Origin of the sequence: Parerythrobacter aurantius (assembly GCF_045291475.1) — a bacterium.
Taxonomy (GTDB): Bacteria; Pseudomonadota; Alphaproteobacteria; order Sphingomonadales; family Sphingomonadaceae; genus Parerythrobacter; species Parerythrobacter aurantius.
Genome location: NZ_CP147985.1, coordinates 2,378,023 through 2,401,350, shown reverse-complemented (window position 1 = coordinate 2,401,350; position 23,328 = coordinate 2,378,023). Strand labels below are relative to the sequence as shown.

Genomic DNA, 23,328 nt, shown 5'->3' with positions numbered 1-23,328 from the left:
ATTCCAATACAACGGTGAGCGTGGCGGTGCAGCGGACTTCCCCTCCCACCCAAAGCACGGCAGGAGATGCGCATGAGCGAACCGCTGCCATATCGCCCGATCCTCGAAGCGCTGGTCGGCTTCGATACGACCTCGCGCAACAGCAATCTCGAACTGATCGGTTGGGTCGAGGATTATCTCGCCGGCCACGGCGTGACCTCGAAGCGGGTGACCAATGTCGACGGCAGCAAAGCCAACCTCTACGCTACGGTCGGCCCGATGGCGCCTGACGGCGTCGTCCTTTCGGGTCACACCGATGTCGTCCCGGTGGATGGCCAGCCTTGGACCAGCGATCCCTGGAAGGTCGAGCAGCGTGACGACAGGCTGCTCGGTCGCGGCGTGACGGACATGAAGGGGTTCCTCGCACTGGCGCTGGCCCATGTGCCGGTCTTCGTGCGCGGGCGCGTACCGGTGCACCTGGCCTTCAGCTATGACGAGGAAATCGGCTGTCTCGGCGCGCCCTCGATGATCGACGCCATGCGCGCGGAACTGCCGGAACCGCGCCTCGCCATCATTGGCGAGCCGACCAGCATGCGCCCGGTCATCGGCCACAAGGGCAGCTCGACGTGGAACGTCACCGTCACCGGCCACGAAGCGCACAGTTCGCTGGTCAACCACGGTGTCTCGGCCAACATGGTTGCAATCGATCTCATGGCCGAACTCGCTGCCCTTGCGCGTCGCCTGAAGGCTGGCGCGAACAGCGACAGCGGCTTCGATCCGCCGGAACCCACGCTTACCATCGGCATCATGCGCGGCGGGACGGCTGCCAACATCCTCGCCCGCGAGGCCACCTTCACCTTCGACCTGCGGTGTCCTCCGGGCGAGGATCCCGACATGATCGTCGCCCCCTTCCTCGCCCTGTGCACCGCAAAGCATGGTGAGATTGCGGCGCTTTTTCCTGAATGCGGCGTCGCGGTGGAGCGCCGCAGCGCCATCCCCGCCCTCGTCCCGGCGGAAAGCGAAGACGCCGTGCGCTTCGTGCGCAAGCTGACCGGCGACAATGGCCCGGCAACCAACGTGCCATATGCCGCCGAGGCCGGACAATTCCAGCGTGCCGGGTTCAGCGCCATCGTCTGCGGCCCAGGATCGATCGAGCAGGCCCACCAGCCGGACGAATGGATCGCCATCGAACAGCTCGAAAGGGGTGCCCGTTTCATGGCGAATCTGGCACGGGAGCTGGCATGACCGACCAGTTCGACCGCCTCCTCACCATCATGTCCACCCTGCGCGACCCCGAGCGCGGCTGCGAATGGGACCTGGCGCAGGATTTCGGCACCATCGCCCCCTACACCATCGAGGAAGCCTACGAGGTTGCCGACGCCATCGAGCGCGGCGCGATGGACGAACTGCGCGAGGAACTGGGCGACCTGCTGCTTCAAGTGGTCTTCCACGCCCGCATGGCCGAAGAAGCCGGCCACTTCGCTTTCGAAGACGTCGTCCGTGCCATTTCCGACAAGATGGAGGCCCGCCACCCGCATATCTTCGGCGATGCAGATGGCCAGATGTCGGAACGGCGTTGGGAAGAATTGAAGGCTTCGGAGCGCGATGCCAAGGGCGCGACGAGCGCGATGGACGGGGTTGCTCGCGCTCTCCCTGCCCTGCTCCGCGCCGAGAAGCTTCAGAAGCGCGCCGCGCGGGTTGGCTTCGAGTGGCCGGATCTCGCCGGCCCGATCGCCAAGCTGCATGAGGAACTGGACGAACTCGCCGAAGCCGGGACGGAGGAAGAGCGGATGCTCGAAGCCGGCGATGTCCTCTTCGCAGCGGTCAATGTAGTCCGCTACTATGGTATCGACCCGGAAGCCGCGCTTCGTGCCTGCAACAGCAAGTTCGAACGGCGCTTCCGGGGCATGGAAGCCCTCGCCGGTGACACTTTCCCCACCCTTTCGCTCGAGGAGCAGGAAGAGCTCTGGCAGCAGGTCAAGTCTGAGGAATAGTCGCTAAAGCGTTGCGAACTGGCCCAATTCCTTGGGGTTGAGCCGGACCAGCAGGCGCCGCTGCGGCCCAGCCTCGCCCTCGCCTGCATCCTCATCTTCGAGCACATCGCCGTGGGCGTGGAGCCAGGCGATCTTGCGCCCCTCCCCCACTGGCAGGACGAATTCCCGCAATTGTGCTTTGGTGGTCAGGACTTCGCCTAGCCGTTCCTGCAAAGCGCCAATATTCCAGCCACTTGCTGCCGAAAGTGGAATAACACTGTCGTCCCCGGCGGCGATCCCGGAGAGCTCTTCCACCTGCTCTTGGTCGAGCAAGTCCCATTTGTTCCAAACCTCGAGGATCGGGATTGAAGTTGCCCCGTCCTCGCCGTCAATCACGCCGAGGTCGCGCAAGACCTCCAGCACCTGCGTCTTTTGTGCTGCGGTCGACGGGTTGGCGATGTCGCGCACGTGCAGGATGATGTCGGCCCCGGTCACTTCCTCCAGCGTGGCACGGAATGCGGCCACAAGCTGAGTCGGCAGGTCGGAAATGAATCCCACCGTGTCAGACAGGATCGCCTTCTCCACCCCCGGCAGCGCGATCGCGCGCATCGTGGGGTCAAGCGTTGCGAACAACAGGTCTTCCGCCATGACATCAGCCCCGGTCAAGCGGTTGAAAAGCGTCGATTTCCCGGCGTTGGTGTAACCCACCAGCGCAATCACGGGCCAAGGTGCGCGCCCTCGCCGCTCGCGGTGAAGGCCGCGCGTCTTGCGCACCTGTTCCAGTTCCTTGCGCAGGCGGCCCATCCGCTGGCGGATCATCCGGCGGTCGGCCTCGATCTGGGTTTCCCCCGGCCCGCCGAGGAAGCCGAAGCCGCCCCGCTGGCGCTCGAGGTGGGTCCAGCTGCGCACCAGGCGGCTCTGCTGGTAGTCGAGATGCGCCAGCTCGACCTGCAACCGCCCTTCCGCCGTCGCCGCGCGCTCCCCGAAGATCTCGAGGATCAGTCCGGTCCGGTCGATGACCTTGCGCTTGAGCTTTTCCTCGAGATTGCGCTGCTGGATCGGGCTGAGCGCCCCATCGACCACCACCAGCTCGATCTCGTGCAATTCGCAATCGGCGGCGATGCGCTCGACCTGGCCCGAACCGAACAGCGTGTTCGGCCGCACATCGCGCACCGGCAGGATGTAGCTCTCACCGATAATGATGCCGATGGCCATCGTCAGGCCGCAGATCTCCTCCAGCCGCGCCTCGGGATCGAGATCGTAGCGTTCGCGCCTAATGTCCGGGCACACGACAAGGGCCCGCGCCCCGCGCGAGACCTCGCCAATCAGGTTGTCGTCTAAACTCAGTCTTCTTCGTCCTCTTCCCAGTCGGTCAGGTCGACCGCACTGGCAGGCTGCACGGTGGAAACGGCGTGCTTGTAGGCGAGCTGGACATAGCCATCGCGTTCCAGCAGCACGCAGAACAGGTCATAGGCCCCGATCCGTCCCTGCAGCATGACGCCGTTGATGAGGAACATGGTGACCTGCACCCCGGCGTCGCGAACACGGCCCAGGAAAACGTCTTGGAGGAGGCGCTGCTTCTTGTTGCCGTCCTGGCTGCCAAATTGCGCGGGATCGATGGGGGCACCGGGCATGATGGTGCTGATGGCATGCTTGTACACAAGCTGCGACTGGCCGTCGCGCCGCAGGAGCATGGAGAAATTGTCGAACCAGGTGACGATGCCCTGCAGCTTCACGCCTTTGACCAGGAATACGGTGACCGGCGTCTTGTTGCGGCGGAGCAGGTTCAAAAAGGCGTCCTGCAAGCCCGTCTGACGGGTTTCGGGACCGACGGGTTCCGCTGGACGCGGACGCGCAGATAGGGTCTTACCAGTGGACATAACTGCCTCCATTTTATTGGCCCCCGATGACTCGGGCGCAATCTGGCTGGCGGACCACCAATCCGCTGCCGGCTTTCGAGTTGGAATATGGCTCTCTCGGGCCCGGGATTCAATCCGCTAATTCGTCCGGAGGCTTGCCGAGGTTACCTATTCGTCCTCGCGCCTGTCGGTCATGCCGAGGATTTTCAGTTTCCGGTGCAAGGCCGACCGCTCCATGCCGATAAAGCTCGCGGTCTTGGAGATATTGCCGGAAAACCGCCTGATCTGCACGCCAAGGTATTCCCGTTCGAAGTTCTCGCGCGCCTCGCGCAAGGGCACGCCCATCAGGTTACTGATGCCCGTCCCGCCGCCCAGCTTGCCGCTGGTCACCTCGTTCGGGAGCATGTCGGGCTGAATCTCCACCATCCGTTCGCGCGGCGACAGGATCACTGTCCGCTCGACCACGTTGCGCAGCTGGCGCACGTTGCCGGGCCAATCGTAGGCCTGCAATGCGGCCATGGCTTCCTGGCTGATATTGGGCGGCTGGATGCCCTGTTCTGCGGCGTAGCGGGTGAAAAAATGCTCCGCCAGCGCCGGGATATCGTCGCGCCGTTCCGCCAGCGAGGGGATGCTGACAGGCACGACGTTGAGGCGATAGAACAGGTCTTCGCGAAAGTTCTTCTCGTCGATTTCTTCCTGCAGGTCGCGGGCCGTCGACGATACCACGCGAACGTCCACACCGATCTGGCGGGTGCCGCCGACCCGCACGAAGCTTTGTTCGGTCAGGACACGCAGGATCCGTGCCTGTGTCGAAAGCGGCATGTCGGCCACTTCGTCGAGATACAGCGTGCCCCCGTCCGCAACCTCGAGCAGGCCGGGCCTGACCAGTTTGCCCTCGGCTTCCTCGCCGAAGAGTTCCTGTTCGAACCTTTCCGGCGTGATCCGCGCGGAATTGACCGAAACGAAGGGATGGTCGCCCCGGGGGCTCCAGCTGTGGAGCAGGCGCGCCGCCACTTCCTTGCCCGCCCCCGCCGGGCCGGAAATCAGTACCCGGCTGCCGGTATTCGCGACCCGTTTCAGCGTGGCGCGGACTTGGTTGATCGCGGAACTGTTGCCCGTGAACGCTTCGCCACTGGTGAAGCCCTGGCGCAACCGCACGTTTTCGCGCCGCAAGCGCTGGGTTTCGGTTGCGCGTGCAACGAGATGCAGCAGCCGCGATGCTTCGAACGGTTTTTCGATAAAGTCCATCGCGCCGCGGCTCACCGCGGACACGGCGGTATCGATGTTGCCATGACCGGAGAAAATGATCACCGGGATGTCCGGCTCGCGTTCCTTGATTACGTCCAGCACTTCGAGGCCATCCATGGCGCTGCCGTGCAGCCAGACATCGAGCAGCACCACGCTCGGGCGCCGTTCGTCGAACATGGCGAGCGCGGAATTGCTGTCGCCGGCCGTGCGGCATTCGTAGCCTTCGTCGCTGAGGACCCCGGAGACAAGCTCGCGGATATCGCGTTCGTCGTCGACTACGAGAATATCGAGCGCCATTTCGGCCTCTCCCTTTGGTAAATCCGTTTCATTCGGCAGCCTCGCGGTCCGGGATCGACGGATTGCGCGCAAACCGCAGGGTTACGCAGGTGCCGCCGTTGGCCGTGGTCGAGAAGCTCATGTCGCCGCCATGTTCCTCGACGATCTTGTTGACGATCGCGAGGCCGAGGCCGGTTCCCTTCTCGCGCGTGGTCATATAGGGTTCGACGATCTTTTCCCGGTCCTGCGGCAAGCCTACGCCATTATCCTCGACCGCGATCTCGATCAGGTCCGCGGTACTGCGCAGCGATACGGCGATACGCCCGCGGAAATCGATCTCCGCGGTCTGGGCCTTGGCCTCGACGGCCTCCGCGGCGTTCTTGAGGACGTTAGTCAGCGCCTGGCCGAACTGGTGTCGGTCGCAGGAAATGCGCAGCGGGCCATCCTCTTCATGGGTCAGCCCGAAATCGATCGAGGGATGCGCAACTTCCTGCAGGAACAGGGCCTGTTTCAACAGGTCGAGCGCGTCCTCCTGCCGGAACACCGGCTTCGGCAGGCGGGCGAAGGACGAGAATTCGTCCACCATCGTCCGAAGCGCGCCGACCTGGCGCACGATGGTCATGGTGAGCTCGTCGAACAGCTCGCCGTCGCGTTCGATCTGCCCGCGATACCGCCGCTTGAGCCGCTCGGTAGCGAGCTGGATGGGGGTCAGCGGGTTCTTGATCTCGTGCGCAATGCGCCGCGCGACGTCGGACCATGCCGCCTGCCGCTGGTCGAGCAATTGGCGGGTGATGTCCTCGAAGGTAATCACATGGCCGCCCGAAGCGGGGGTCAGCTTCACCGCCAGGGTCAGCAATTCCCCGTTCTTGGAAAAGTTCACGATACCCCGTGCCACGCGCGCCTGCACCAGCTGCGCCATTTGCGGAGCGAAGCGTTCGAGCGGCTCGCCGCGGTGAAGGCCTTCGGGATCGTCGAGCAGGATATCCTTGGCCGGTCGGTTCATGAGCAGGATGCGCCCTTCCGCATCGGTCGAGATGACGCCGGCGGTGACCGATTCCAGCACGGTTTCTATGAACTGGCGGCGTTCCCCCAGCTCGTGATTGGCGCCGACAAGCGCATCGGTCTGCTTCTCGATCTGCGCCGTCATGCGGTTGAAGGCCCGGTTGAGCATGCCGATCTCGTCGCTGCCCTTGCGCCCTTCGACCCGCAGCGCGAAATTGCCCGCCCCGACCTTGCGCGCGGCGGCGACGAGATCGGTCAACGGTTCGACCTGCCGGTCGGCAAAGCGCAAGGCGAACCAGACCGCGAGGCCTACCAGCGCCAGGCTGACGAAGAACAGGGCGAGATTGAACCGGAGCTGCAACGCACGCGCCCGAGCCGTGAGAGCGCTGTAGGATGTGACGATGGTATTGGCCTGATCCCACAGGCTGAAGGATTGGGATTCGGCCGTTCTCGCGGTGTAGAGATAGATCCCCGCCTGCCTGTCCACCGGCGCAACCGCTTCCATCCGCTGCGGACCGGCGAAGACGACCTGCGTTTCTCCGCGGCGATAGAGCGCCATGGCCTCGGCGGTGGCCTTGGTCGGGTCGTTGCCTTCGACCAGCCCAATCGCAACGGCCGTGTTGATCCGGCCATCCGGGAAGACCTGCATGATGGCGCTCTCGTTGATCTCGCGCGCCTGCATCTGGTAGGTATAATCCTCCAGAAAAGCCTGATCCGCTAGGTCGGCAGGCTCCTTACCCTGCAACAGGTACAGCATGTCGCTGGCCATTGCCTGCGTTTCCTGCGCGACGCCAAGCTGGTTCTGTTCGTAATAGCCCTGGGCCAGCTTGTTGACGTTATCCATCACCCCGCGCGACTGGGCCGAGAACCAAAAGTCCACTCCCGACTGGAACAGGAAGGCAGCGAATCCGGCGACCAGGAGCGTCGGTACGGCGGCGATCAGCGAAAACAGGAAGACAAGGCGCACATGCAGTCGTGCGGTGCTGCCGGAGGCTCTGCGCAAGGCGAGCCGGCGTCCCATAAGGACGAGCAGGGCAATGGAGGGTACCAGCGTGCCCATCAGCAGGCTCGTCACCTGCCGGGTGGGCAACATCTGCCCGTCCGGCGGCGCGCTGGTGAAGGTGAGCCAGGTCAGCCAGATCATCCCGGCGACCGCCCCGACGCAGGCAAGTTCTATCCAGCGATAGATATTGGCGCGGCGGGAAGCGACGATGAACCTTCGCCACCAGCGCGGACTGCGCTCCATGCTTCGCTCGCGGCTATCCATCGTTGCCAGACTACAACGCTGGTGTTGCCTCTTTGCAAGCATTTTCTGTTGCAGATCGGCAACTAGCCACGCGTGACGAAGCTTTCCGCGACGATGCCGAGCTCTGAAAGCCGTTTGCGCAGCGTGTTGCGATTGATCCCGAGCAGGTCTGCCGCCCGCAGCTGGTTGCCGCCGGTCGATCGCAGGGCGTGTTCGAACAACGGCTTCTCGAACGCCGCCGAGGCCGACCGGTAAAGCGCGCCCGGTGCAGGGTTGTGCTGCTCGATCCAGTCGAGCATGGCGCGGTCGATCGTCGAGGATCGTTCGCTGACCGATGCCCGCCGGTCCTTGCCCAGCACTTCCCACGCGAATTCGGCATCGATGACCTCGTTCCGCGAGAGGAGCGCAAGCCGGTACATCAGGTTCCGCAGTTCCCGCACGTTGCCGCGCCACGACTGCTTTTCGAGCAAGGCGACCGCCGCATCGTCGATCTGCCGGCGGGGCAAGCCTTCCCCTTCGGCAAGGGCGAGGAAATGCCGCGCAAGCGCGCCTATGTCCTCGCTGCGTTCACGGAGCGGGGGCAGTTCGATGGGCACCACGTTGAGGCGGTAGAACAGGTCTTCCCGGAACTGCCCGCTGGCGATCATCGGCGCGAGATCGCGATTGGTCGCGGCAATGATCCGCACATCCACCGCAACATCCTGCCTGCCGCCGACCCGGCGGATGCGGCCCGATTGCAGCGCCCGCAGCAACCTGGTCTGCGCTTCGAGCGGCATGTCGCCGATCTCGTCGAGGAACAGGGTTCCGCCATTGGCCTGCTCGAACTTGCCGATGGCCTGCCCGACCGCTCCGGTGAAAGCTCCCTTCTCGTGACCGAACAACTCGCTCTCGATCAGGTCGCGCGGGATGGCAGCCGCATTGACCGCCACGAACGGTCCGGTCTTGCGCGCGCCGAGCTGGTGGATGGCCTCCGCCACCAGTTCCTTGCCCGTGCCGGATTCGCCCAGCACCAGCACGGTTAGATCGTTGCGAAGGACGCGCGTGATCATGCGGAACACCCCCTGCATGGCCTGGCTGCGCCCGACCAGCGGAAGGTTGCCGGCATCGGCCTGCCCTTCGCCTGCAGAGCTCGGCGACGCCCCGGCCGCCTGCCTGACCGCACGGATCAATTCCTCGAGATCGAACGGCTTGGGAAAGTACTCGAAGGCGTCATGTTCGCTCGCACGGACAGCCGTATCGAGCGTGTTCTGCGCCGAAAGGATGATGATCGGCATGTCGGGACGGGATTCCCGCACGCTCGACAGGCTGGCGATGCCATCGCCGTCTTCGAGCATCACGTCGGTGAGCATGCAGGCATATTGCTGCGTCTGCAGCAGCCGGTCCCGCACGGCGATGGCGGCGCAGCGGTCGACGGCATAGCCTTCGCCTTCCAGCGCGCTCACGATGACCGTGGCTATCGCGTTGTCGTCTTCGACCAGCAGGATCGGGCGGTTCATGGCGTGACTTTCGGGGCAAGGGCGAGGTTGATGCGGAACCGGGTCAGTCCTGCCCGGTCGTCCCGCTCGTGAACTATGCGTCCGTCCATGTCGCTGACCAGCTTGCGGACCAGCGCGAGGCCCAGGCCCTGCCCGCCCTTCTTCGAGGTCACGAAGGGTTCGAAGACGCGGTCGCGTACAGCCGGGTCGATACCCGGACCGTTGTCGCAGACGGTCAGTTCGATCGGCAAGCGCACCGAGCGGCCGGGGCGCAGCACGTTCATGACCAGCCCGCTCACGAACCGGGTCTGGACAACAATGCGCCCCCCGCCCTCCGCACCGGCGCAGGCATCGCGCGCATTGCTCAGCAGGTTGATGAGAACCTGCTGCAAGGCGTCGGGACTGGCCCAGACGGGCGGCAGCGACGGATCGAACTCCTCGACATAGGCGATGCCCCGGTCGTCGGCGGAACGCACCAGGGTCAGCGCCGATCGGATCGTCGCGTGCAAATTGACCGGCTCCATCGGCTCGCTTGTCCTGCTGCCGAGTTCCTGCATCCGGTCGACCAGCCGGGCAATCCGCTCGACTTCGTCGCCTATCATCCTGGCGAAGGGCCGGTCGGCTTCCGGCAGGCGGCGGATCAGCAACTGCCCCGCGCCGCGTATGGCAGCGAGAGGGTTCTTGATTTCGTGGGCCAGCACCGACGGGGCAGCCGGCAGGGCATCTTGCGTGCTCCGTTCCATATCCATCTGCCCCACGTCCGACAGGGTGATGACCCGCCAGCCGGGGCTGCCCGGCACCAGCGATTTCGTCAGGTTGACGTGGCGCGACCCGGCTGCCGTGGCGACCGACAGGCCGCGTGCCGTCAGCTGTTCGTCCGGATCGTAGAGGCGGATCACCACGCGCCGGTCCGCAATGTCCACCAGTTCGAGGAACCGCCGCCCGATCATCCTTGCCGCGCTCCGCCCCAGCAGCTCTTCTGCGGCGGGATTGGCTTCGGCGATCAGACCATCGGGATCGATCAGCAACAGGGCAAAGACGAGACCCCCGATCTGCGCCTGGGGATCCGGCCGCGACGACACTGGGATCACGCGGCGCGACGGTGGAGGAACGGCTCGTAGAACCGCTCGATTTCACCGAGCACCTGTCGCGGGTTGTCGATGAAGTTCACGAAGTTCCGGAACTCCGCCGAACCATGCATCCCCTTGGTGTACCAGCCCAGATGCTTGCGGGCGATCTTCACGCCGACGGCCTCGCCATAATGGTCGAGCATGCGCTGGTAGTGTTCGGTAAGGACCGCGTATTGTTCGGCGAAAGAAGGCGTGCCCATGACCTCTCCCGAACGCCACCAGTGCATTACCTGCGCCAGCAGCCACGGACGGCCATAGGCACCGCGCCCGATCATCAGCCCGTCGGCACCCGATTGCTCGAGCGCCTTGGCCGCATCGTCGATGGTGCAGATGTCGCCGTTGACGATGACCGGAATGCCGACGGCTTCCTTCACCTTGCGCACGAACGACCAGTCCGCGTGCCCCTTGTACATCTGGTTGCGAGTGCGGCCGTGGACGGTAATCATTTTCACGCCAAGATCTTCGGCAATGCGCGAGAGTTCCGGCGCGTTCAGGCTGTCATGGTCCCAGCCCATGCGCATCTTCACGGTCACCGGCACCTTCACCGCCTTGACCGTCGCTTCCATCAGCCTGGTAGCGAGAGGCACTTCACGCATCAGCGCGCTGCCTGCAAACTGCCCGACGACCTTTCGCACCGGGCAACCGAAGTTGATGTCGATGATTGCCGCGCCATTGCCTTCCTGCAGCTTCGCGGCCTCGGCCATGCTGGTCGGATCGCAGCCCACGAGCTGCATCGACACCGGGTCCTCGGTGCTGTCCCACGCCGCCTTCTGGACCGATTGGCGCGTTTCGCGAATGGCCGCTTCGCTGGCGATCATTTCCGTGACGTTGAGGCCCGATCCATAGCGGCGGACGAGTGTGCGGAACGGCAGGTCGGTCACACCTGTCATGGGTGCAAGCACCACCGGCGTCTCGATCGAGACCGGCCCGACCATGATCGGACGGAGAGGCGGAGGAGATGCGATGTCGCTCATTGGATAGTTCGATGCCTAAAATTTGGGCAGCCACTAGTGGATTGCGGCCAGCCGCGCAAGGCGGTAGCGGGTCGCGCATGGTTCCGCCCCCGCCCTTCCCCCCCTTTGCCGCCATCGTCGTTGCTGCGGGCAAGGGTCTCCGGGCCGGCCGGGACGTGCCGAAGCAGTTTGCCGAGTGGCGCGGCAGGCCGGTGGTGAGCCACTCGGTTGCCGCCCTCGCCGCCGCAGGCGCAAGTCCCATTGTGGTCGCGATCCCCGAAGGCGAACATGCCCGGGCGACAGAGGCACTCGCCGGGTTCTCCGGCGTGCGCTTTGTCGTGGGTGGATCGACCCGACAGGAATCGGTAGCAGCCGCGCTCGAGGCGCTGGCATCCGACCGGCCGGCACGTGTGCTGGTCCACGATGCGGCGAGGCCCGACCTGCCGGCAGAAGTCATCGGCCGCCTGCTCGCTGCGCTGGATTCCAGCCCGGGCGCCATTCCTGTCCTGCCGGTAGTCGACAGCCTGGTGGTGGCAAGCGGCGACCGCATGGCGGGCTCGGCGGATCGCGAAACGCTGCGCAGGGTGCAGACGCCCCAGGCTTTCGGCTTCGATGCCATCCTGGACGCACATCGCAACTGGTCCGGACCTGCCCATGCGGGCGACGATGCGCAGGTGCTCGCAGCACATGGCGGCACGGTCGTCCTGGTCGAAGGTTCGGAGCGGCTCAAGAAACTGACCTTTGCGGAGGATTTCGATGACCTTTAAGCCCCCCGTCCGCGTCGGTACGGGATACGACGTACACCGCCTCGAGGTTGGCGAGGACTTGTGGCTGGGAGGAATCCTCATTCCCCATGACAAGGGTCTGTCCGGCCATTCGGACGCGGATGTCGCGCTCCATGCGATAGTCGACGCCCTGCTCGGGGCGATTGCCGCAGGCGATATCGGCGCACACTTCCCGCCCAGCGACGACCGCTGGAAAGGGGCCGCTTCGTCCGCGTTCCTCGAGCATGCCGGCAGCCTCGTTTCTGAAGCCGGTTACGCCATAGGCAATATCGACCTGACCATCATCTGCGAGGCACCGAAGATCGGCCCGCACAGGGATGCCATGCAAAGCCGGATTGCGGAGTTGCTGGGAATTCCGCGCGATGCGGTCAGCGTGAAGGCAACCACCACCGAACGCCTCGGCTTCACCGGCCGCGGCGAGGGTATCGCGGCGCAGGCGGTTGCGGCGCTCTACCTGCGCTCGTAGAATGGCCGGAATGGACCACCCTTCCCTCCTGCCTGACGACATCGCCGCACTGGCGCAGCGCGTGGTCGATGAAAACATTGCCGCCGGGCGCAAGGTTGCGGTGGCGGAAAGTTGCACCGGCGGACTGGTAGCGGCCGCGATCACCGAGATAGCGGGCTCGTCGGCGGTCCTCGATCGCGGTTTCGTGACCTATTCGAACGAAGCGAAAATGGAATTGCTGGGGGTACCGAGCGACATCATCGAAACCTTCGGCGCGGTGTCCATCGCCTGTGTCTGGGCGATGGCACAGGGCGCGCTGAAGCACAGCGGGGCCGACATTGCGGTGGCAATCAGCGGCGTGGCCGGGCCGGGAGGCGGGACGCCGAGCAAGCCCGTCGGAACGGTTGTCTTCGCCCGCATCGTTCGCGGCCGGGGCAGTCAGCCGGACGGCGAGCTCAAATCCTTCGGCGATGTCGGCCGGGCAGAGGTTCGCCGTCAGGCGACGCTTTGCGCGCTGGAATTGCTGCTGCCGTAAAGGACGGCCGCTCGCGCTTCGAAGGCTTCCACCATGCGGCGGAAAGCGCGGTCGAAATACTGGCCGGCGATCGCTTCGAAGACCCGGTTCTTGAAACTGAAGTCGACACAGAAATCGACCGTGCAGCTCTGTTCGCCATAGGGCGAGAAGCGCCACTGGTTGTCGAGATCGCGCAAAGGGCCGTCGACATAATGCACCCGGAGGAAATCCGGCCGCTGCTTCTCGACCCGCGAAGTGAAACGTTCGCGCAGGTTCTTGAAGCCGACCACCATGTCGGCAACCATTTCCGTCTCGCTGTCGCTGCGCACGCGGGTGGCAATGACCCAGGGCAGGAATTCGGCGTAGCGGCCGACATCCGCCACCAGGTCGTACATTTGTTCCGGCGTGTAGGGCATCTGCCGGCTTTCCCGAATGCCCGGCATCAGCCGTTCGCTTTCGCCTTCGCCAGCTTGGCCTCCCGGGCAGCTTTCATCTGCGCGAAATCGTCGCCGGCATGGTAACTGGAACGGGTCAGCGGACTGGCCGCGACCTGCAGGAAGCCCTTGGCCCGGGCGATAGCGCCATAGGCGGCAAAGGCTTTCGGCGTGACGAATTCCTCGACATTGGCATGGCGCGGGGTCGGCTGGAGATACTGCCCCATGGTGATGAAATCGACGTCAGCACTGCGCATGTCGTCCATGACCTGGTGCACTTCGAGCCGCTGTTCGCCAAGGCCCAGCATGATGCCCGACTTGGTGAAGATCAGCGGATCGTGCGCCTTGACTTCCTCGAGCAGGCGCAGCGAAGCGTAGTAGCGCGCGCCGGGCCGGATCGTCGGGTAGAGCCGCGGCACGGTTTCGAGGTTGTGGTTGTACACGTCCGGCCCCGCCTCGCAGATCGCCTCAACCGCCGCGCGCATCTTGCCGCGAAAATCGGGGGTCAGGATTTCGATCGTAGTGTTCGGTGTTTCCCGGCGCAGCGCCTTGATCACCTTGACGAACTGCCCAGCCCCGCCGTCGGGCAGGTCGTCGCGGTCGACGCTGGTGATGACGATATGCTCCAACCCCATCTTGCCCGCGGCAATGGCGACGTTTTCCGGCTCCATCGGATCGACGATCCGCGGCATGCCGGTCTTCACGTTGCAGAAGGCACAGGCGCGCGTGCACACGTCGCCGAGAATCATGACGGTCGCGTGCTTCTTGGTCCAGCACTCGCCGATATTCGGGCAGGCCGCTTCCTCGCATACGGTGTTGAGGTTGAGATCGCGCATCAGCTTGCGCGTTTCATGATAGCCCTGGCTGACCGGCGCCTTGACCCGGATCCAGTCGGGCTTGCGCTGGCGAGCGGGGCGCTCGCTGTCGGGCACGGGGGCGGAAGACAGGTCGTTCATGGGCGCTCCTCTAGGCCCGCTGCCGACTGCACGCAATGGGCACGCTTGCCCAAATACGAATGCTCTTTTAGGCCGCGCCGATTGGAAGCTGCGCTGACAAGGCGCATAGGAGGAAAGCCGCCCAATGCCCGAATTCGCCCATCTGCTCGAAGGTTACCGCAGGTTCCGGGCAGAAGGTTATCCGCGCCAGAGAGCGAGGTTCGACCAGCTCTCGTCCGAAGGACAGGCTCCGCAGCTGATGATCATCGCCTGCAGCGACAGCAGGGTGGACCCTTCCCAGATATTCGATGTCGATCCGGGCGAGATCTTCGTCGTGCGCAACGTTGCCGCATTGGTTCCGCCCTACGAGACGACGCCCGGCCACCACGGCGTCTCGGCGGCGATCGAATTCGCGGTCCAGATGCTGAAAGTGAAGCAGATCGTCGTCATGGGCCATGGCATGTGCGGCGGCTGCAAGGCGGCCCTCAACGAAGGCTTCCATGGAGCCAGCCATGGCGAAGGGGCTTTTATCGCCGACTGGATAGCCATGCTCGACGACGCGCGCGGACCGGTTGCAGAACAATTCGGCACCGAAGGGCGCGAGGCCGAGCGAGCGATGGAGCTCGCCGCCGTACGCTTGAGCATTCGCAACTTGCTGACCTTCCCTTGGCTCAAGGAGAAGGTCGATGCCGGCTCTCTCAAGCTGCAGGGTGCGTTCTTCGCAATCTCCGAAGGTGTTCTCTATCACCTTGACCCTGACGCAGACGAATTCGTCGCGGTGGAATAGCTTGCGAGCAGCCCGCTGCACCGCCACAGTGATCGCATGTCCGAAATCGGTGCCAAGAATATCGCCCTGCTGATCGACGCAGACAATGTGAACCCGGCCGGCATCGATCCGGTCCTGACCGTTCTCGCCGAGCTGGGGCAGGTCAATATCCGCCGCGCCTATGGCAACTGGGCCAAGGATGCACTGAAGAAGTGGGGCGACATCACCAACCGCTTCGGCATTCGTCCACACCAGCAATTCGACCTGACACGGGGGAAGAACGCCACGGACATGGCGATGTCCATCGACGCGGTGGACCTGTTGTACCAGGGCAAGGTCGACGGCTTCGGGATCATGAGTTCCGACAGTGATTTCACCCCGCTCGTCACCCGCCTGAGGCAGGACGGTCTGCCAGTCTATTGCTTTGGCGATGCGAAAACCCCGATGGCGCTCAAGACCGCCTGCACGCGTTTCATCGATGTCGACAAGCTGATCGGGAACGATGGCCGCGACGACGGAGCCGACAAGGGCAGCCAAGCCAGCACCGACACAGACACCGACAACAGGGTGGACGACGAACTGATTGCGCTGCTCGGCAACGCCTGGAAAGCGGCGCGGCGCGACGAGCACGGGTTCGCCCGTTTGCACGAAGTCGGGCAGATAGCCGGCAACCGATCCAGCTTCGATGTTCGCAACTATGGCTTCAAGCGGTTATCCGAACTTGTCAAATCGCTCGACCGCTTCGAACTGAAGCGCGGCGAGGACAGCCAGCTCTACGTCAAACGGCTCCGCTGAAGACCGAGACTTGAATCGAAACGGCGCGACCCGCACGGGGCCGCGCCGCTCGAATCCGAACCTGCCGCCGGATTATTTACCGGCAGCCTTCTGGGCAGCAAAGGTCGACCACAGGTTCGCGATCGGCTTACGGTTCCCTTCGACCTTGGCGAAAGTCGCCACTGCCGCGTCGTACTTGCCTTGGTCGACCTGGGCGATGCCCAGGCGGGTCTGAATCCGCGCGGCATCGGCACCGGGCAGGGTCAGGGCCTTGGTGTAGAACTCTTCCGCCTTGGCAGCATCGCCATAGCTGAGGAAGGCGTCGCCGGCCGCGAGCACCGTCGAAAGGGTCGAGCCGCTGCGGGCATCACGCTCAAGCGCGGGAAGGTCGGCCTTGTCCTGCGAAATGCGACCATTGGCGCCGCCCAGCCAGTCGGCGACAGTCACGTCGTTCGCCTGGAGGACGCCCGTGGCAATGCCTTCATCGAGCACGGCCTTCACTTCGCCCGGCAGGCGACGGAAGTCGGCGGCTTCGGCATAGTCGAGATACATGCGTTCGAGGCTGGCACGGATCGCCTGCTTGCGGTCCTCGTCGGTCTGCATGGCATCGATCCGGGTCGGGTTCAGCACACCCGCGCGGCGCGCCAGACGCATGAGATCGAGCGTTTCCTGCGCATCGTAGTTGAAGAAGCCGTTCTGCACCGTGATCGCATCGGCCCAGACGTTGGCGGACGGGTAGTACTTCAGGAACAGCGCCCCGAAGTCGGCCGCCTGCGGGCCCATCTGGTTGTTGAACGCGGTGGCGAAACCCTTGCGGACCCAGCTTTCTTCGATCGGCTGGCCGGCAGCGTCGCGTGCGCGGAGCCAGCCGAGAAGGTCGGCAAGGCCGGCTTCGTACTGGTCGTCGTCGAAATAGGTTTCCGCGGCCATCACGCGCAGGTCGCCGGCCGTCACGGTCTTCGACGTCCCGTCGGTCAGCTTGCCTTCGAACGAATAGCCGAGGTCGGATGCCTGGATCAGCCATTCGCGCGCCTTGGCCATATCGCCCGCGTTCGAATAGACCTGGAAGCCGGCATAGCGCAGCTGGCCGAGGCGGTCGTTGTTCTTGCCGCTCGCGATCATCATCTCGAGGCCCTGGATCTGCATGGCATAGTCGTCGAACTTGCCGCCCGCATTCAGCAGGATGTTGCCGGCGGTGTTCTTGTCGTCTTCCGTGCTGGCGGCTGCCAGCATTGCCGGCAGGGCGGCACGGATTGCCGCTTCGTCGGGGGTCGGCGCATTGATGAGCGGGACGACGGGCGCGTAGGCCTTCTCGAAATTCTTGGAGAACTTGGGCTTCGCCTGCTTCTCTTCCTTCTGAGCGGCAGCCGGCGCTTCCAGCGCGACCGCGCCAAGGGCGGTTCCACACAGCAGCGCCGCCGCCATGGCGAGCGAGGCGCCCGGACGGGCGGACGAAAGATTGATGAAACGCATGGACATGGCTCCTGTGAACGAATGGTCCGAAACTATCTGCTGGCAGCGGCTGCCCTCGACAATGCGTGCAGCTCCGCACGCTGTACCGCTGAACGATTTGCGTGCTAGCCGCCAGGCGCTGAATGGCGATTGAATGATGCGTGCAGCCTTCATTGAGCAAGGCTCTAGGTAAATGTGGAAAACAACGCAACATCGCCCCATCTAGGCACTGTGCGAGTGGCCCTTTGGGGCCGGTTAGCCTACCTTCCCTCCACTTGAATTTGGCCGCAATCATTCGCGGAATGGCATTACCTTGAGCGACGATACAGAAACCCTTTCCCCGCCCAGCCCCATGGGTGAGTACGAGCGCATCGACATCGTCGATGAGATGAAGACCAGCTATCTCGACTACGCGATGAGCGTGATCGTCAGCCGTGCGCTGCCCGATGTGCGCGACGGGCTGAAGCCGGTCCACCGGCGTATCCTCTTTGCCAGCCAGGAAGGCGGCTTCGTCGCCGGGCGGCCCTATCGCAAGAGCGCCAAGATCGTCGGCGACGTGATGGGCAATTATCACCCGCATGGCGACAGCGCGATCTACGACGCGCTGGCGCGCATGACGCAGGACTGGTCGCTGAGGGTGCCGCTCATCGACGGCCAGGGGAACTTCGGCTCGATGGACCCCGATCCGCCGGCCAGTATGCGCTATACCGAAGCGCGGCTGGCGCGTGTCGCCAACTCGCTGCTCGACGATCTCGACAAGGATACGGTCGACTTCACCGAAAACTACGACGGTTCGCGCAAGGAGCCGACGGTCCTCCCAGCCCGCTTCCCCAACCTGCTGGTCAACGGCGCGGGCGGGATCGCGGTCGGCATGGCGACCAATGTCCCGCCGCACAACCTTGGCGAAGTGATCGACGGCTGCCTCGCCTTTATCGAGAACCCGGGCATCACCAGCGAAGAGCTGATGCAGTTTATCCCCGGCCCCGATTTCCCGACGGCGCCACTGATCCTCGGCCAGTCGGGCGCGCGCGCGGCCTATACGACGGGGCGCGGTTCGATCCTGATGCGTGCGCGCCACGAAATCGAAAAGGGTCGTAACGACCGCACCTCGATCGTGCTGACGAGCATTCCCTACCAGGTCGGCAAGTCGGGCCTGGTCGAGAAGATCGCCGAGGCCGCCAAGGACAAGCGGATCGAGGGCATTGCCGACATCCGCGATGAATCGAGTCGTCTGGGCGTGCGCGTGGTGGTGGATCTGAAGCGCGATGCCTCGCCCGAAGTCGTGCTCAACCAGATCTGGCGCTACAGCCCGGCGCAGGCGAGCTTCCCGGCGAATATGCTCGCGATCAAGGGCGGCCGGCCCGAGGTTTTGACCCTGCGCGACATCGTGCAGGCCTTTATCGCCTTCCGCGAGGAGGTCATTACCCGCCGCACAAAGTTCGAACTTGCCAAGGCGCGCGACCGGGCGCACATCTTGCTCGGCCTGGTGGTCGCGGTCTCCAACCTCGACGAGGTCGTCGCCATGATCCGCGGTTCGTCGAACCCGGCGCAGGCGCGCGAGAAGCTGCTGACCAAGGAATGGCCGATCGGCGACATCGCCCAGTATATCAAGCTGGTCGAAGCGATCGAACCCACATCCGACCAGGCTGACGGTACCTATCGCCTCAGCGAACGGCAGGTGAAGGCGATCCTCGACCTGCGCCTGCATCGCCTGACCGCGTTGGGCCGGGACGAGATCGGCGACGAGCTCAAGGAACTCTCGCTGGCGATCGAGGAGTATCTCTCGATCCTCGCCGACCGCGTTAAGCTCTACGGCGTTATGCGGGACGAGTTGACCGAAATCCGCGCCACTTACGCCACGCCGCGTGTTTCCGAGATCGCACCGGCCTGGGACGGGCTCGAGGACGAGGACTTGATCGAGCGCGAGGAGATGGTCGTTACCGTCACCCACGGCGGCTACATCAAGCGCACCCCGCTCGCGACCTTCCGCGCGCAGGCTCGCGGCGGCAAGGGTCGCAGCGGCATGGCGACCAAGGACGAGGATGCGGTCGTCGAGCTGTTCGTCACCAGCACCCATAATCCGGTGCTGTTCTTCACCAGCCTCGGCCGGGTTTACCGGATGAAGGTCTGGAAGTTGCCTGAAGGCGGCCCCCAGACCAAGGGCCGCCCGATGGTCAACCTTCTGCCATTGGGCGACGAGGAGCGCGTCACCAACGTCCTGCCCCTGCCCGAGGACGAGAACGAGTGGGGCAAGCTCAACATCGTCTTCGCCACCGAACAGGGCATGGTCCGCCGCAACTCCATGGACGCATTCGCCAATGTGCCGACGGCGGGCAAATACGCCATGGGTTTCGTCGAGGGGTCGGGCGACCGGCTGATAGGGGTCGAGCTGCTGACCGAAGAGCAGGAAATCTTCCTCGCCTCGGACAATGGCAAGGCGATCCGCTTCGCTGCCACCGACGCGCGCGAAACGAAAAGCCGTACCGGCATCGGCGTACGCGGCATGTCCCTCAAGGCCGGTCAGAAGGTCGTGTCGCTGGCGGTCCTGAATGCAGGCGAGCGGAACACCGACACGCGCGACGCCTATCTCAGGGCCGCGCCGTGGAAGGAGAACGAGGCCGAACCCACCCTCGATACCGCAAAGCTTGCCGAGATGGCCGAGGCCGAAGAATTCATCCTCACGATCACCGCCAACGGCTATGGCAAGATCAGTTCGGCCTACGAGTATCGCACCATCGGGCGCGGCGGACAGGGGCTGACCAATATCGGCAGCCCGGAAAGCAATCCGGAGCGCAATGGCCCCGTCGTGGCGAGCTTCCCGGTCCGGCACGGGTCGCAGCTGATGCTGGTCACCGACCAGGCCAAGCTGATCCGCTTGCCGATCGACCTCAGGCACATGCTTCAGGGCGAAGATCCGGGCGGCTTCCGCATCATCGGACGCAATTCTGCCGGGGTCCGCATTTTCAACGTCGCGGAAGACGAACACGTCGTCGGCGCAGCGCTGATCGACGAGACGGAAGAACCGGAGAACGATGCCGAGGCCGCAGTGGCCGAGGAAATTTCAGACCGTGCGGAACAAGAGACAGCTCCGTACACCACCCCTCGATCCGATCGCGACATAGAAAGCGAACCCGGAGGCTAGGATAGGCATGATCATTGAGCCGAGTGGACAGGCTTGCGGTGCAACCGTGCGGGGGGTCGATCTATCCGGCCCGCTCGACGGGGAACTCGTGGCCGACATCCGTTCCGCGTGGCTCGAACACCGGGTCCTGGCCTTTGCCGACCAGCAGATGGACGACGATGCGCTGGAACGCTTCACCCGCGCCATGGGCGGCTTCGGCGAGGATCCGTTCTTCGAACCTATCCCGGGGCGCGAACATATCGCTGCAATCTTGCGGGAAGCGGACGAGAAAGCGCCGATCTTCGCGGAAAGCTGGCACAGCGACTGGAGCTTCCTGCCCCGTCCGCCGGCCGGCACCTGCCTCATGGCGATCGATATCCCGCCCACAGGCGGCGACACGCTGTTTGCCGACCAGGTTGCGGCCTTTGCCGCCCTTCCCGAGGAACGCCGGGAGTACCTCCGGACGCTGAACGCGGTCCACAGTGCCGGCCTCGCCTATGCGCCCGACGGGACTTACGGAGAGAGAGACCGGGCCCTTGGCCGATCGATGGCTATCCGGACCGACCAAAGCGCCCACGATACCTTTTTCCACCCCTTGGTGAACCGACATCCGGAAACCGGCGAGGAAGCGCTGTTTTCGACGATGGGATATATCGTCGGGATCGAAGGCATGGTGCTGGCCGAAGCGCTCGCGCTGATGACCGAGCTCTCACGCTGGCAAGTTCGCGAGGAATTCCAGTACCGTCACAAGTGGGAGCCCGGAATGGTGCTGCTGTGGGACAACCGGGCGGTGCTGCACAAGGCCACAGGCGGCTACGAAGGGCATCGCCGCTACCTTCATCGCACAACGATTGCAGCGCCGGCCTAGCGCATCCAGGCCGTCTCGAGCCGGTCCGCCAAAAGGGTCTGCACCACGCCTACCGCTATCAGCAATTGGCCCAGATAATAGAGCGGCCAGATGAGATAATGCGGCAGCGGCGAAAGGTCGAAACTACCCATCTCGCTGAAAATCAGCAGGTCGGACATGACGAACAGGACAGCCCCCATCCCGACGCGATAGCGCGAAAACCGGCTCATCCAGGCCCCTGCCGCCATCCCGCCCAGGGCCAGGCCATAGACTCCGACCTCGTAACTCCCGGACAGGAGGAAGCTTACGACGGGCGTCAGCAGCAGCAGGGCGCCGCCCGTCGCACGGCGGCTGCCGCTGGACGAAGGCCGCCTGTTGCGGAGGTACAGCGCGATGGCCGCGACATGGCCGGCGAAGAACGCCGGACCGCCATAAAGCGCGCCGATTTCCATCAGCGCATCGCCAAGGGCCCCAAGGGCGAGATAGGCCGTCAGCAGGAGACCGTCCCGACCGGCCGAGCGACGGAAGGCATAGACCGCCAGCAAGGCGACGCCGGCGCCCTTCAGCGCCATGAGCTGAATTCCGCCGAGGGAATTGTCCCGCAGGAAGTAGAACGCGACCGCCGCAGCAATGCTTGCCAGCAGCCACGGCCGTTCCTCGATCAGTGCATGGTGCGACACGACGCGCTCCCCCCTCCTCTCCCCGCTAGGACTTGATGCCCCCGCCGCGCAAGCCTAACTGCGCTGCCGATGACCCACGATGTCCACATTATCGGCGGCGGCCTCGCCGGGAGCGAGGCGGCATGGCAACTTGCACGTCGCGGGTTTTCGGTCCGCTTGTCGGAAATGCGCGGTTCCGGGGACATGACCCCTGCCCACCAGACCGACGGGCTGGCGGAACTGGTCTGCTCCAACAGCTTCCGGTCGGACGACAGCGACAAGAACGCGGTCGGCCTGCTCCATCACGAAATGCGCGCGCTCGACAGCCTCATCATGCGTGCAGGAGAGAAAGCACGGGTACCGGCGGGTAGCGCCATGGCGGTCGACCGCGATGTGTTCTCCGCCGAGGTTCAACGCGCCCTGGTGGAACATCCCAAGGTGACTGTCGTTCGCGAACGCATTGATGCCCTGCCCGATGCCGGGCTGACCATCGTGGCGACCGGGCCCCTCACCGCGCAGTCGCTGGCCGAGAGCATCGTGCAGGCGACCGGGCAGGAACGGCTCGCCTTCTTCGATGCCATCGCGCCAATCGTCCACCGCGACAGCATCGACATGGACGTCTGCTGGATCCAGAGCCGCTGGAACAAGCGCACCGAAGCCTCGAACGAGGAAGGCGATTATATCAACTGCCCGATGACGAAGGAGCAGTACCTCGCTTTCCATCGGGGCCTGATCGAGGGCGAGAAAACCGAATTCCGCGAGTGGGAGAAGGACACGCCCTATTTCGATGGCTGCATGCCGATCGAGGTGATGGCCGAGCGCGGGGTCGATACGCTGCGGTTCGGCCCGATGAAACCGGTCGGGCTGGACAATCCCCGCGATACCACGCCGGAGTTCCCCCAGGGACGCTGGCCTTACGCGGTGGTGCAATTGCGGCAGGACAACAAGCTCGGCACGCTGTGGAACATGGTCGGTTTCCAGACCAAGCTGAAATACGCCGCGCAGGTCGAGCTGTTCCGCACCATCCCGGGCCTGGAGAACGCCGAGTTCGCGCGTCTCGGCGGGCTGCATCGCAACACCTTCCTCAATTCGCCCATGGTGCTGGATCGCCAGCTCAGGCTCAAAGGCGCCGAGCATATCAGGTTCGCCGGGCAGGTAACCGGCTGCGAAGGCTATGTCGAAAGCTCCGCCGTCGGGCTGATGGCCGGTATGATGGCTGCGGCCGAACTGTCGGGGCAGGCATGGCACGGGCCACCCCGGACCACTGCCATGGGGGCACTGCTGGCACACATCACCGGCGATGCAGAGGCCGCGACCTACCAGCCCATGAACATCAATTTCGGACTGTTCCCGCCGCTCCATGATGTCGGCAAGAAAGTCCGCAAGGAAGCTTACACCGGCCGCGCCAAATCCGACCTCGCCGAATGGATAGCGGCGCAGCGCGTTCCTGCGTGA

The 23,328-nt window shown here is 64.4% G+C and carries 19 protein-coding genes and 1 pseudogene; 9 read left to right on the top strand and 11 right to left on the bottom strand.

Annotated elements, in window-relative coordinates:
• Window positions 1–72 precede the first annotated feature (72 nt).
• On the top strand, window positions 73–1,224 hold the full coding sequence (gene argE, locus WAB17_RS11940) for an acetylornithine deacetylase (RefSeq protein ID WP_435417567.1): 1,152 nt from the start codon (window positions 73–75) through the stop codon (window positions 1,222–1,224).
• Window positions 1,221–1,973 carry a nucleoside triphosphate pyrophosphohydrolase gene (gene mazG / locus WAB17_RS11935; protein ID WP_435417566.1) on the top strand — a complete coding sequence of 251 codons (753 nt, stop codon included), beginning with the start codon at window positions 1,221–1,223 and terminating at the stop codon, window positions 1,971–1,973. Before argE ends, mazG begins: the two co-directional genes overlap by 4 nt.
• A gap of 3 nt (window positions 1,974–1,976) precedes the next feature.
• Here mazG and hflX read toward each other — a convergent pair whose 3' ends face one another.
• The 7 genes from hflX to dusB form a co-directional block, all read right to left on the bottom strand.
• Entirely contained in the window at window positions 1,977–3,278 is a 1,302-nt protein-coding gene (gene hflX / locus WAB17_RS11930; protein ID WP_435419383.1) for a GTPase HflX, read from the bottom strand.
• 17 nt (window positions 3,279–3,295) lie between these two features.
• Window positions 3,296–3,832: an RNA chaperone Hfq gene (gene hfq / locus WAB17_RS11925; RefSeq protein WP_435417565.1), complete on the bottom strand. Its 537-nt coding sequence runs from the start codon at window positions 3,830–3,832 to the stop codon at window positions 3,296–3,298.
• A gap of 147 nt (window positions 3,833–3,979) precedes the next feature.
• Window positions 3,980–5,356, bottom strand: coding sequence for a nitrogen assimilation response regulator NtrX (gene ntrX / locus WAB17_RS11920; RefSeq protein ID WP_435417564.1), 1,377 nt, complete (start codon window positions 5,354–5,356; stop codon window positions 3,980–3,982).
• A gap of 28 nt (window positions 5,357–5,384) precedes the next feature.
• Window positions 5,385–7,604, bottom strand: coding sequence for a sensor histidine kinase (locus WAB17_RS11915; protein WP_435417563.1), 2,220 nt, complete (start codon window positions 7,602–7,604; stop codon window positions 5,385–5,387).
• Window positions 7,605–7,666: 62 nt separating this feature from the next.
• Complete coding sequence (locus WAB17_RS11910; protein ID WP_435417562.1) at window positions 7,667–9,079, bottom strand: sigma-54-dependent transcriptional regulator; 1,413 nt, start codon at window positions 9,077–9,079, stop codon at window positions 7,667–7,669.
• A complete protein-coding gene (locus WAB17_RS11905) occupies window positions 9,076–10,140 on the bottom strand; it encodes a two-component system sensor histidine kinase NtrB (protein ID WP_435417561.1) in 1,065 nt (354 codons plus the stop codon). The genes WAB17_RS11910 and WAB17_RS11905 overlap by 4 nt, the downstream gene beginning before the upstream one ends.
• Before the next feature lie 5 nt (window positions 10,141–10,145).
• Entirely contained in the window at window positions 10,146–11,162 is a 1,017-nt protein-coding gene (dusB, locus tag WAB17_RS11900) for a tRNA dihydrouridine synthase DusB (protein WP_435417560.1), read from the bottom strand.
• Window positions 11,163–11,239: 77 nt separating this feature from the next.
• Here dusB and WAB17_RS11895 point away from each other — a divergent pair.
• Both WAB17_RS11895 and WAB17_RS11890 read left to right on the top strand, forming a co-directional pair.
• Window positions 11,240–12,392: pseudogene (locus tag WAB17_RS11895) on the top strand (bifunctional 2-C-methyl-D-erythritol 4-phosphate cytidylyltransferase/2-C-methyl-D-erythritol 2,4-cyclodiphosphate synthase).
• Between the two features lie 10 nt (window positions 12,393–12,402).
• Window positions 12,403–12,906, top strand: coding sequence for a CinA family protein (locus WAB17_RS11890; protein ID WP_435417559.1), 504 nt, complete (start codon window positions 12,403–12,405; stop codon window positions 12,904–12,906).
• On the opposite strand, the gene WAB17_RS11885 is transcribed toward WAB17_RS11890, so the two are convergent.
• Both WAB17_RS11885 and lipA read right to left on the bottom strand, forming a co-directional pair.
• The gene (locus WAB17_RS11885) at window positions 12,867–13,328 is read right to left on the bottom strand and encodes a type II toxin-antitoxin system RatA family toxin (protein WP_435417558.1); all 462 of its coding nucleotides are present in this window, start codon (window positions 13,326–13,328) and stop codon (window positions 12,867–12,869) included. The two genes, WAB17_RS11890 and WAB17_RS11885, sit on opposite strands and share 40 nt — an antisense overlap.
• Window positions 13,328–14,275: a lipoyl synthase gene (gene lipA / locus WAB17_RS11880; RefSeq protein WP_435417557.1), complete on the bottom strand. Its 948-nt coding sequence runs from the start codon at window positions 14,273–14,275 to the stop codon at window positions 13,328–13,330. The genes WAB17_RS11885 and lipA overlap by 1 nt, the downstream gene beginning before the upstream one ends.
• Before the next feature lie 124 nt (window positions 14,276–14,399).
• On the opposite strand from lipA, the gene WAB17_RS11875 reads away from it, so the two are divergent.
• Window positions 14,400–15,041 carry a carbonic anhydrase gene (locus WAB17_RS11875; protein WP_435417556.1) on the top strand — a complete coding sequence of 214 codons (642 nt, stop codon included), beginning with the start codon at window positions 14,400–14,402 and terminating at the stop codon, window positions 15,039–15,041.
• A gap of 36 nt (window positions 15,042–15,077) precedes the next feature.
• Window positions 15,078–15,815, top strand: a complete 738-nt coding sequence (locus tag WAB17_RS11870) for an NYN domain-containing protein (protein WP_435417555.1) — start codon at window positions 15,078–15,080, stop codon at window positions 15,813–15,815.
• Window positions 15,816–15,887: 72 nt separating this feature from the next.
• On the opposite strand, the gene WAB17_RS11865 is transcribed toward WAB17_RS11870, so the two are convergent.
• Window positions 15,888–17,267, bottom strand: a complete 1,380-nt coding sequence (locus WAB17_RS11865) for a hypothetical protein (RefSeq protein WP_435417554.1) — start codon at window positions 17,265–17,267, stop codon at window positions 15,888–15,890.
• A gap of 292 nt (window positions 17,268–17,559) precedes the next feature.
• Between WAB17_RS11865 and gyrA the strand changes: the two genes are divergently transcribed.
• A complete protein-coding gene (gene gyrA / locus WAB17_RS11860) occupies window positions 17,560–20,388 on the top strand; it encodes a DNA gyrase subunit A (RefSeq protein WP_435417553.1) in 2,829 nt (942 codons plus the stop codon).
• 7 nt (window positions 20,389–20,395) lie between these two features.
• A complete protein-coding gene (locus WAB17_RS11855) occupies window positions 20,396–21,235 on the top strand; it encodes a TauD/TfdA dioxygenase family protein (protein WP_435417552.1) in 840 nt (279 codons plus the stop codon).
• Here WAB17_RS11855 and WAB17_RS11850 read toward each other — a convergent pair.
• Complete coding sequence (locus tag WAB17_RS11850; RefSeq protein ID WP_435417551.1) at window positions 21,232–21,894, bottom strand: lysoplasmalogenase family protein; 663 nt, start codon at window positions 21,892–21,894, stop codon at window positions 21,232–21,234. The genes WAB17_RS11855 and WAB17_RS11850 overlap by 4 nt on opposite strands.
• Window positions 21,895–21,963: 69 nt before the next feature.
• Here WAB17_RS11850 and trmFO point away from each other — a divergent pair, with 69 nt between their 5' ends.
• Entirely contained in the window at window positions 21,964–23,328 is a 1,365-nt protein-coding gene (gene trmFO, locus WAB17_RS11845) for a methylenetetrahydrofolate--tRNA-(uracil(54)-C(5))-methyltransferase (FADH(2)-oxidizing) TrmFO (RefSeq protein ID WP_435417550.1), read from the top strand.

Bases quoted from the DNA above. Each gene is read 5' to 3' on its own strand.
- argE (WP_435417567.1), top strand. From the start codon at position 73: ATGAGCGAACCGCTGCCATATCGCCCGATCCTCGAAGCGCTGGTCGGC.
- WAB17_RS11855 (WP_435417552.1), top strand. From the start codon at position 20,396: ATGATCATTGAGCCGAGTGGACAGGCTTGCGGTGCAACCGTGCGGGGG.
- dusB (WP_435417560.1), bottom strand. From the start codon at position 11,162: ATGAGCGACATCGCATCTCCTCCGCCTCTCCGTCCGATCATGGTCGGG.
- WAB17_RS11875 (WP_435417556.1), top strand. From the start codon at position 14,400: ATGCCCGAATTCGCCCATCTGCTCGAAGGTTACCGCAGGTTCCGGGCA.
- ntrX (WP_435417564.1), bottom strand. From the start codon at position 5,356: ATGGCGCTCGATATTCTCGTAGTCGACGACGAACGCGATATCCGCGAG.
- hfq (WP_435417565.1), bottom strand. From the start codon at position 3,832: ATGTCCACTGGTAAGACCCTATCTGCGCGTCCGCGTCCAGCGGAACCC.
- mazG (WP_435417566.1), top strand. From the start codon at position 1,221: ATGACCGACCAGTTCGACCGCCTCCTCACCATCATGTCCACCCTGCGC.
- lipA (WP_435417557.1), bottom strand. From the start codon at position 14,275: ATGAACGACCTGTCTTCCGCCCCCGTGCCCGACAGCGAGCGCCCCGCT.
- trmFO (WP_435417550.1), top strand. From the start codon at position 21,964: ATGACCCACGATGTCCACATTATCGGCGGCGGCCTCGCCGGGAGCGAG.
- WAB17_RS11890 (WP_435417559.1), top strand. From the start codon at position 12,403: ATGGACCACCCTTCCCTCCTGCCTGACGACATCGCCGCACTGGCGCAG.
- WAB17_RS11865 (WP_435417554.1), bottom strand. From the start codon at position 17,267: ATGCGTTTCATCAATCTTTCGTCCGCCCGTCCGGGCGCCTCGCTCGCC.
- WAB17_RS11870 (WP_435417555.1), top strand. From the start codon at position 15,078: ATGTCCGAAATCGGTGCCAAGAATATCGCCCTGCTGATCGACGCAGAC.
- WAB17_RS11915 (WP_435417563.1), bottom strand. From the start codon at position 7,604: ATGGATAGCCGCGAGCGAAGCATGGAGCGCAGTCCGCGCTGGTGGCGA.
- WAB17_RS11910 (WP_435417562.1), bottom strand. From the start codon at position 9,079: ATGAACCGCCCGATCCTGCTGGTCGAAGACGACAACGCGATAGCCACG.
- WAB17_RS11885 (WP_435417558.1), bottom strand. From the start codon at position 13,328: ATGCCGGGCATTCGGGAAAGCCGGCAGATGCCCTACACGCCGGAACAA.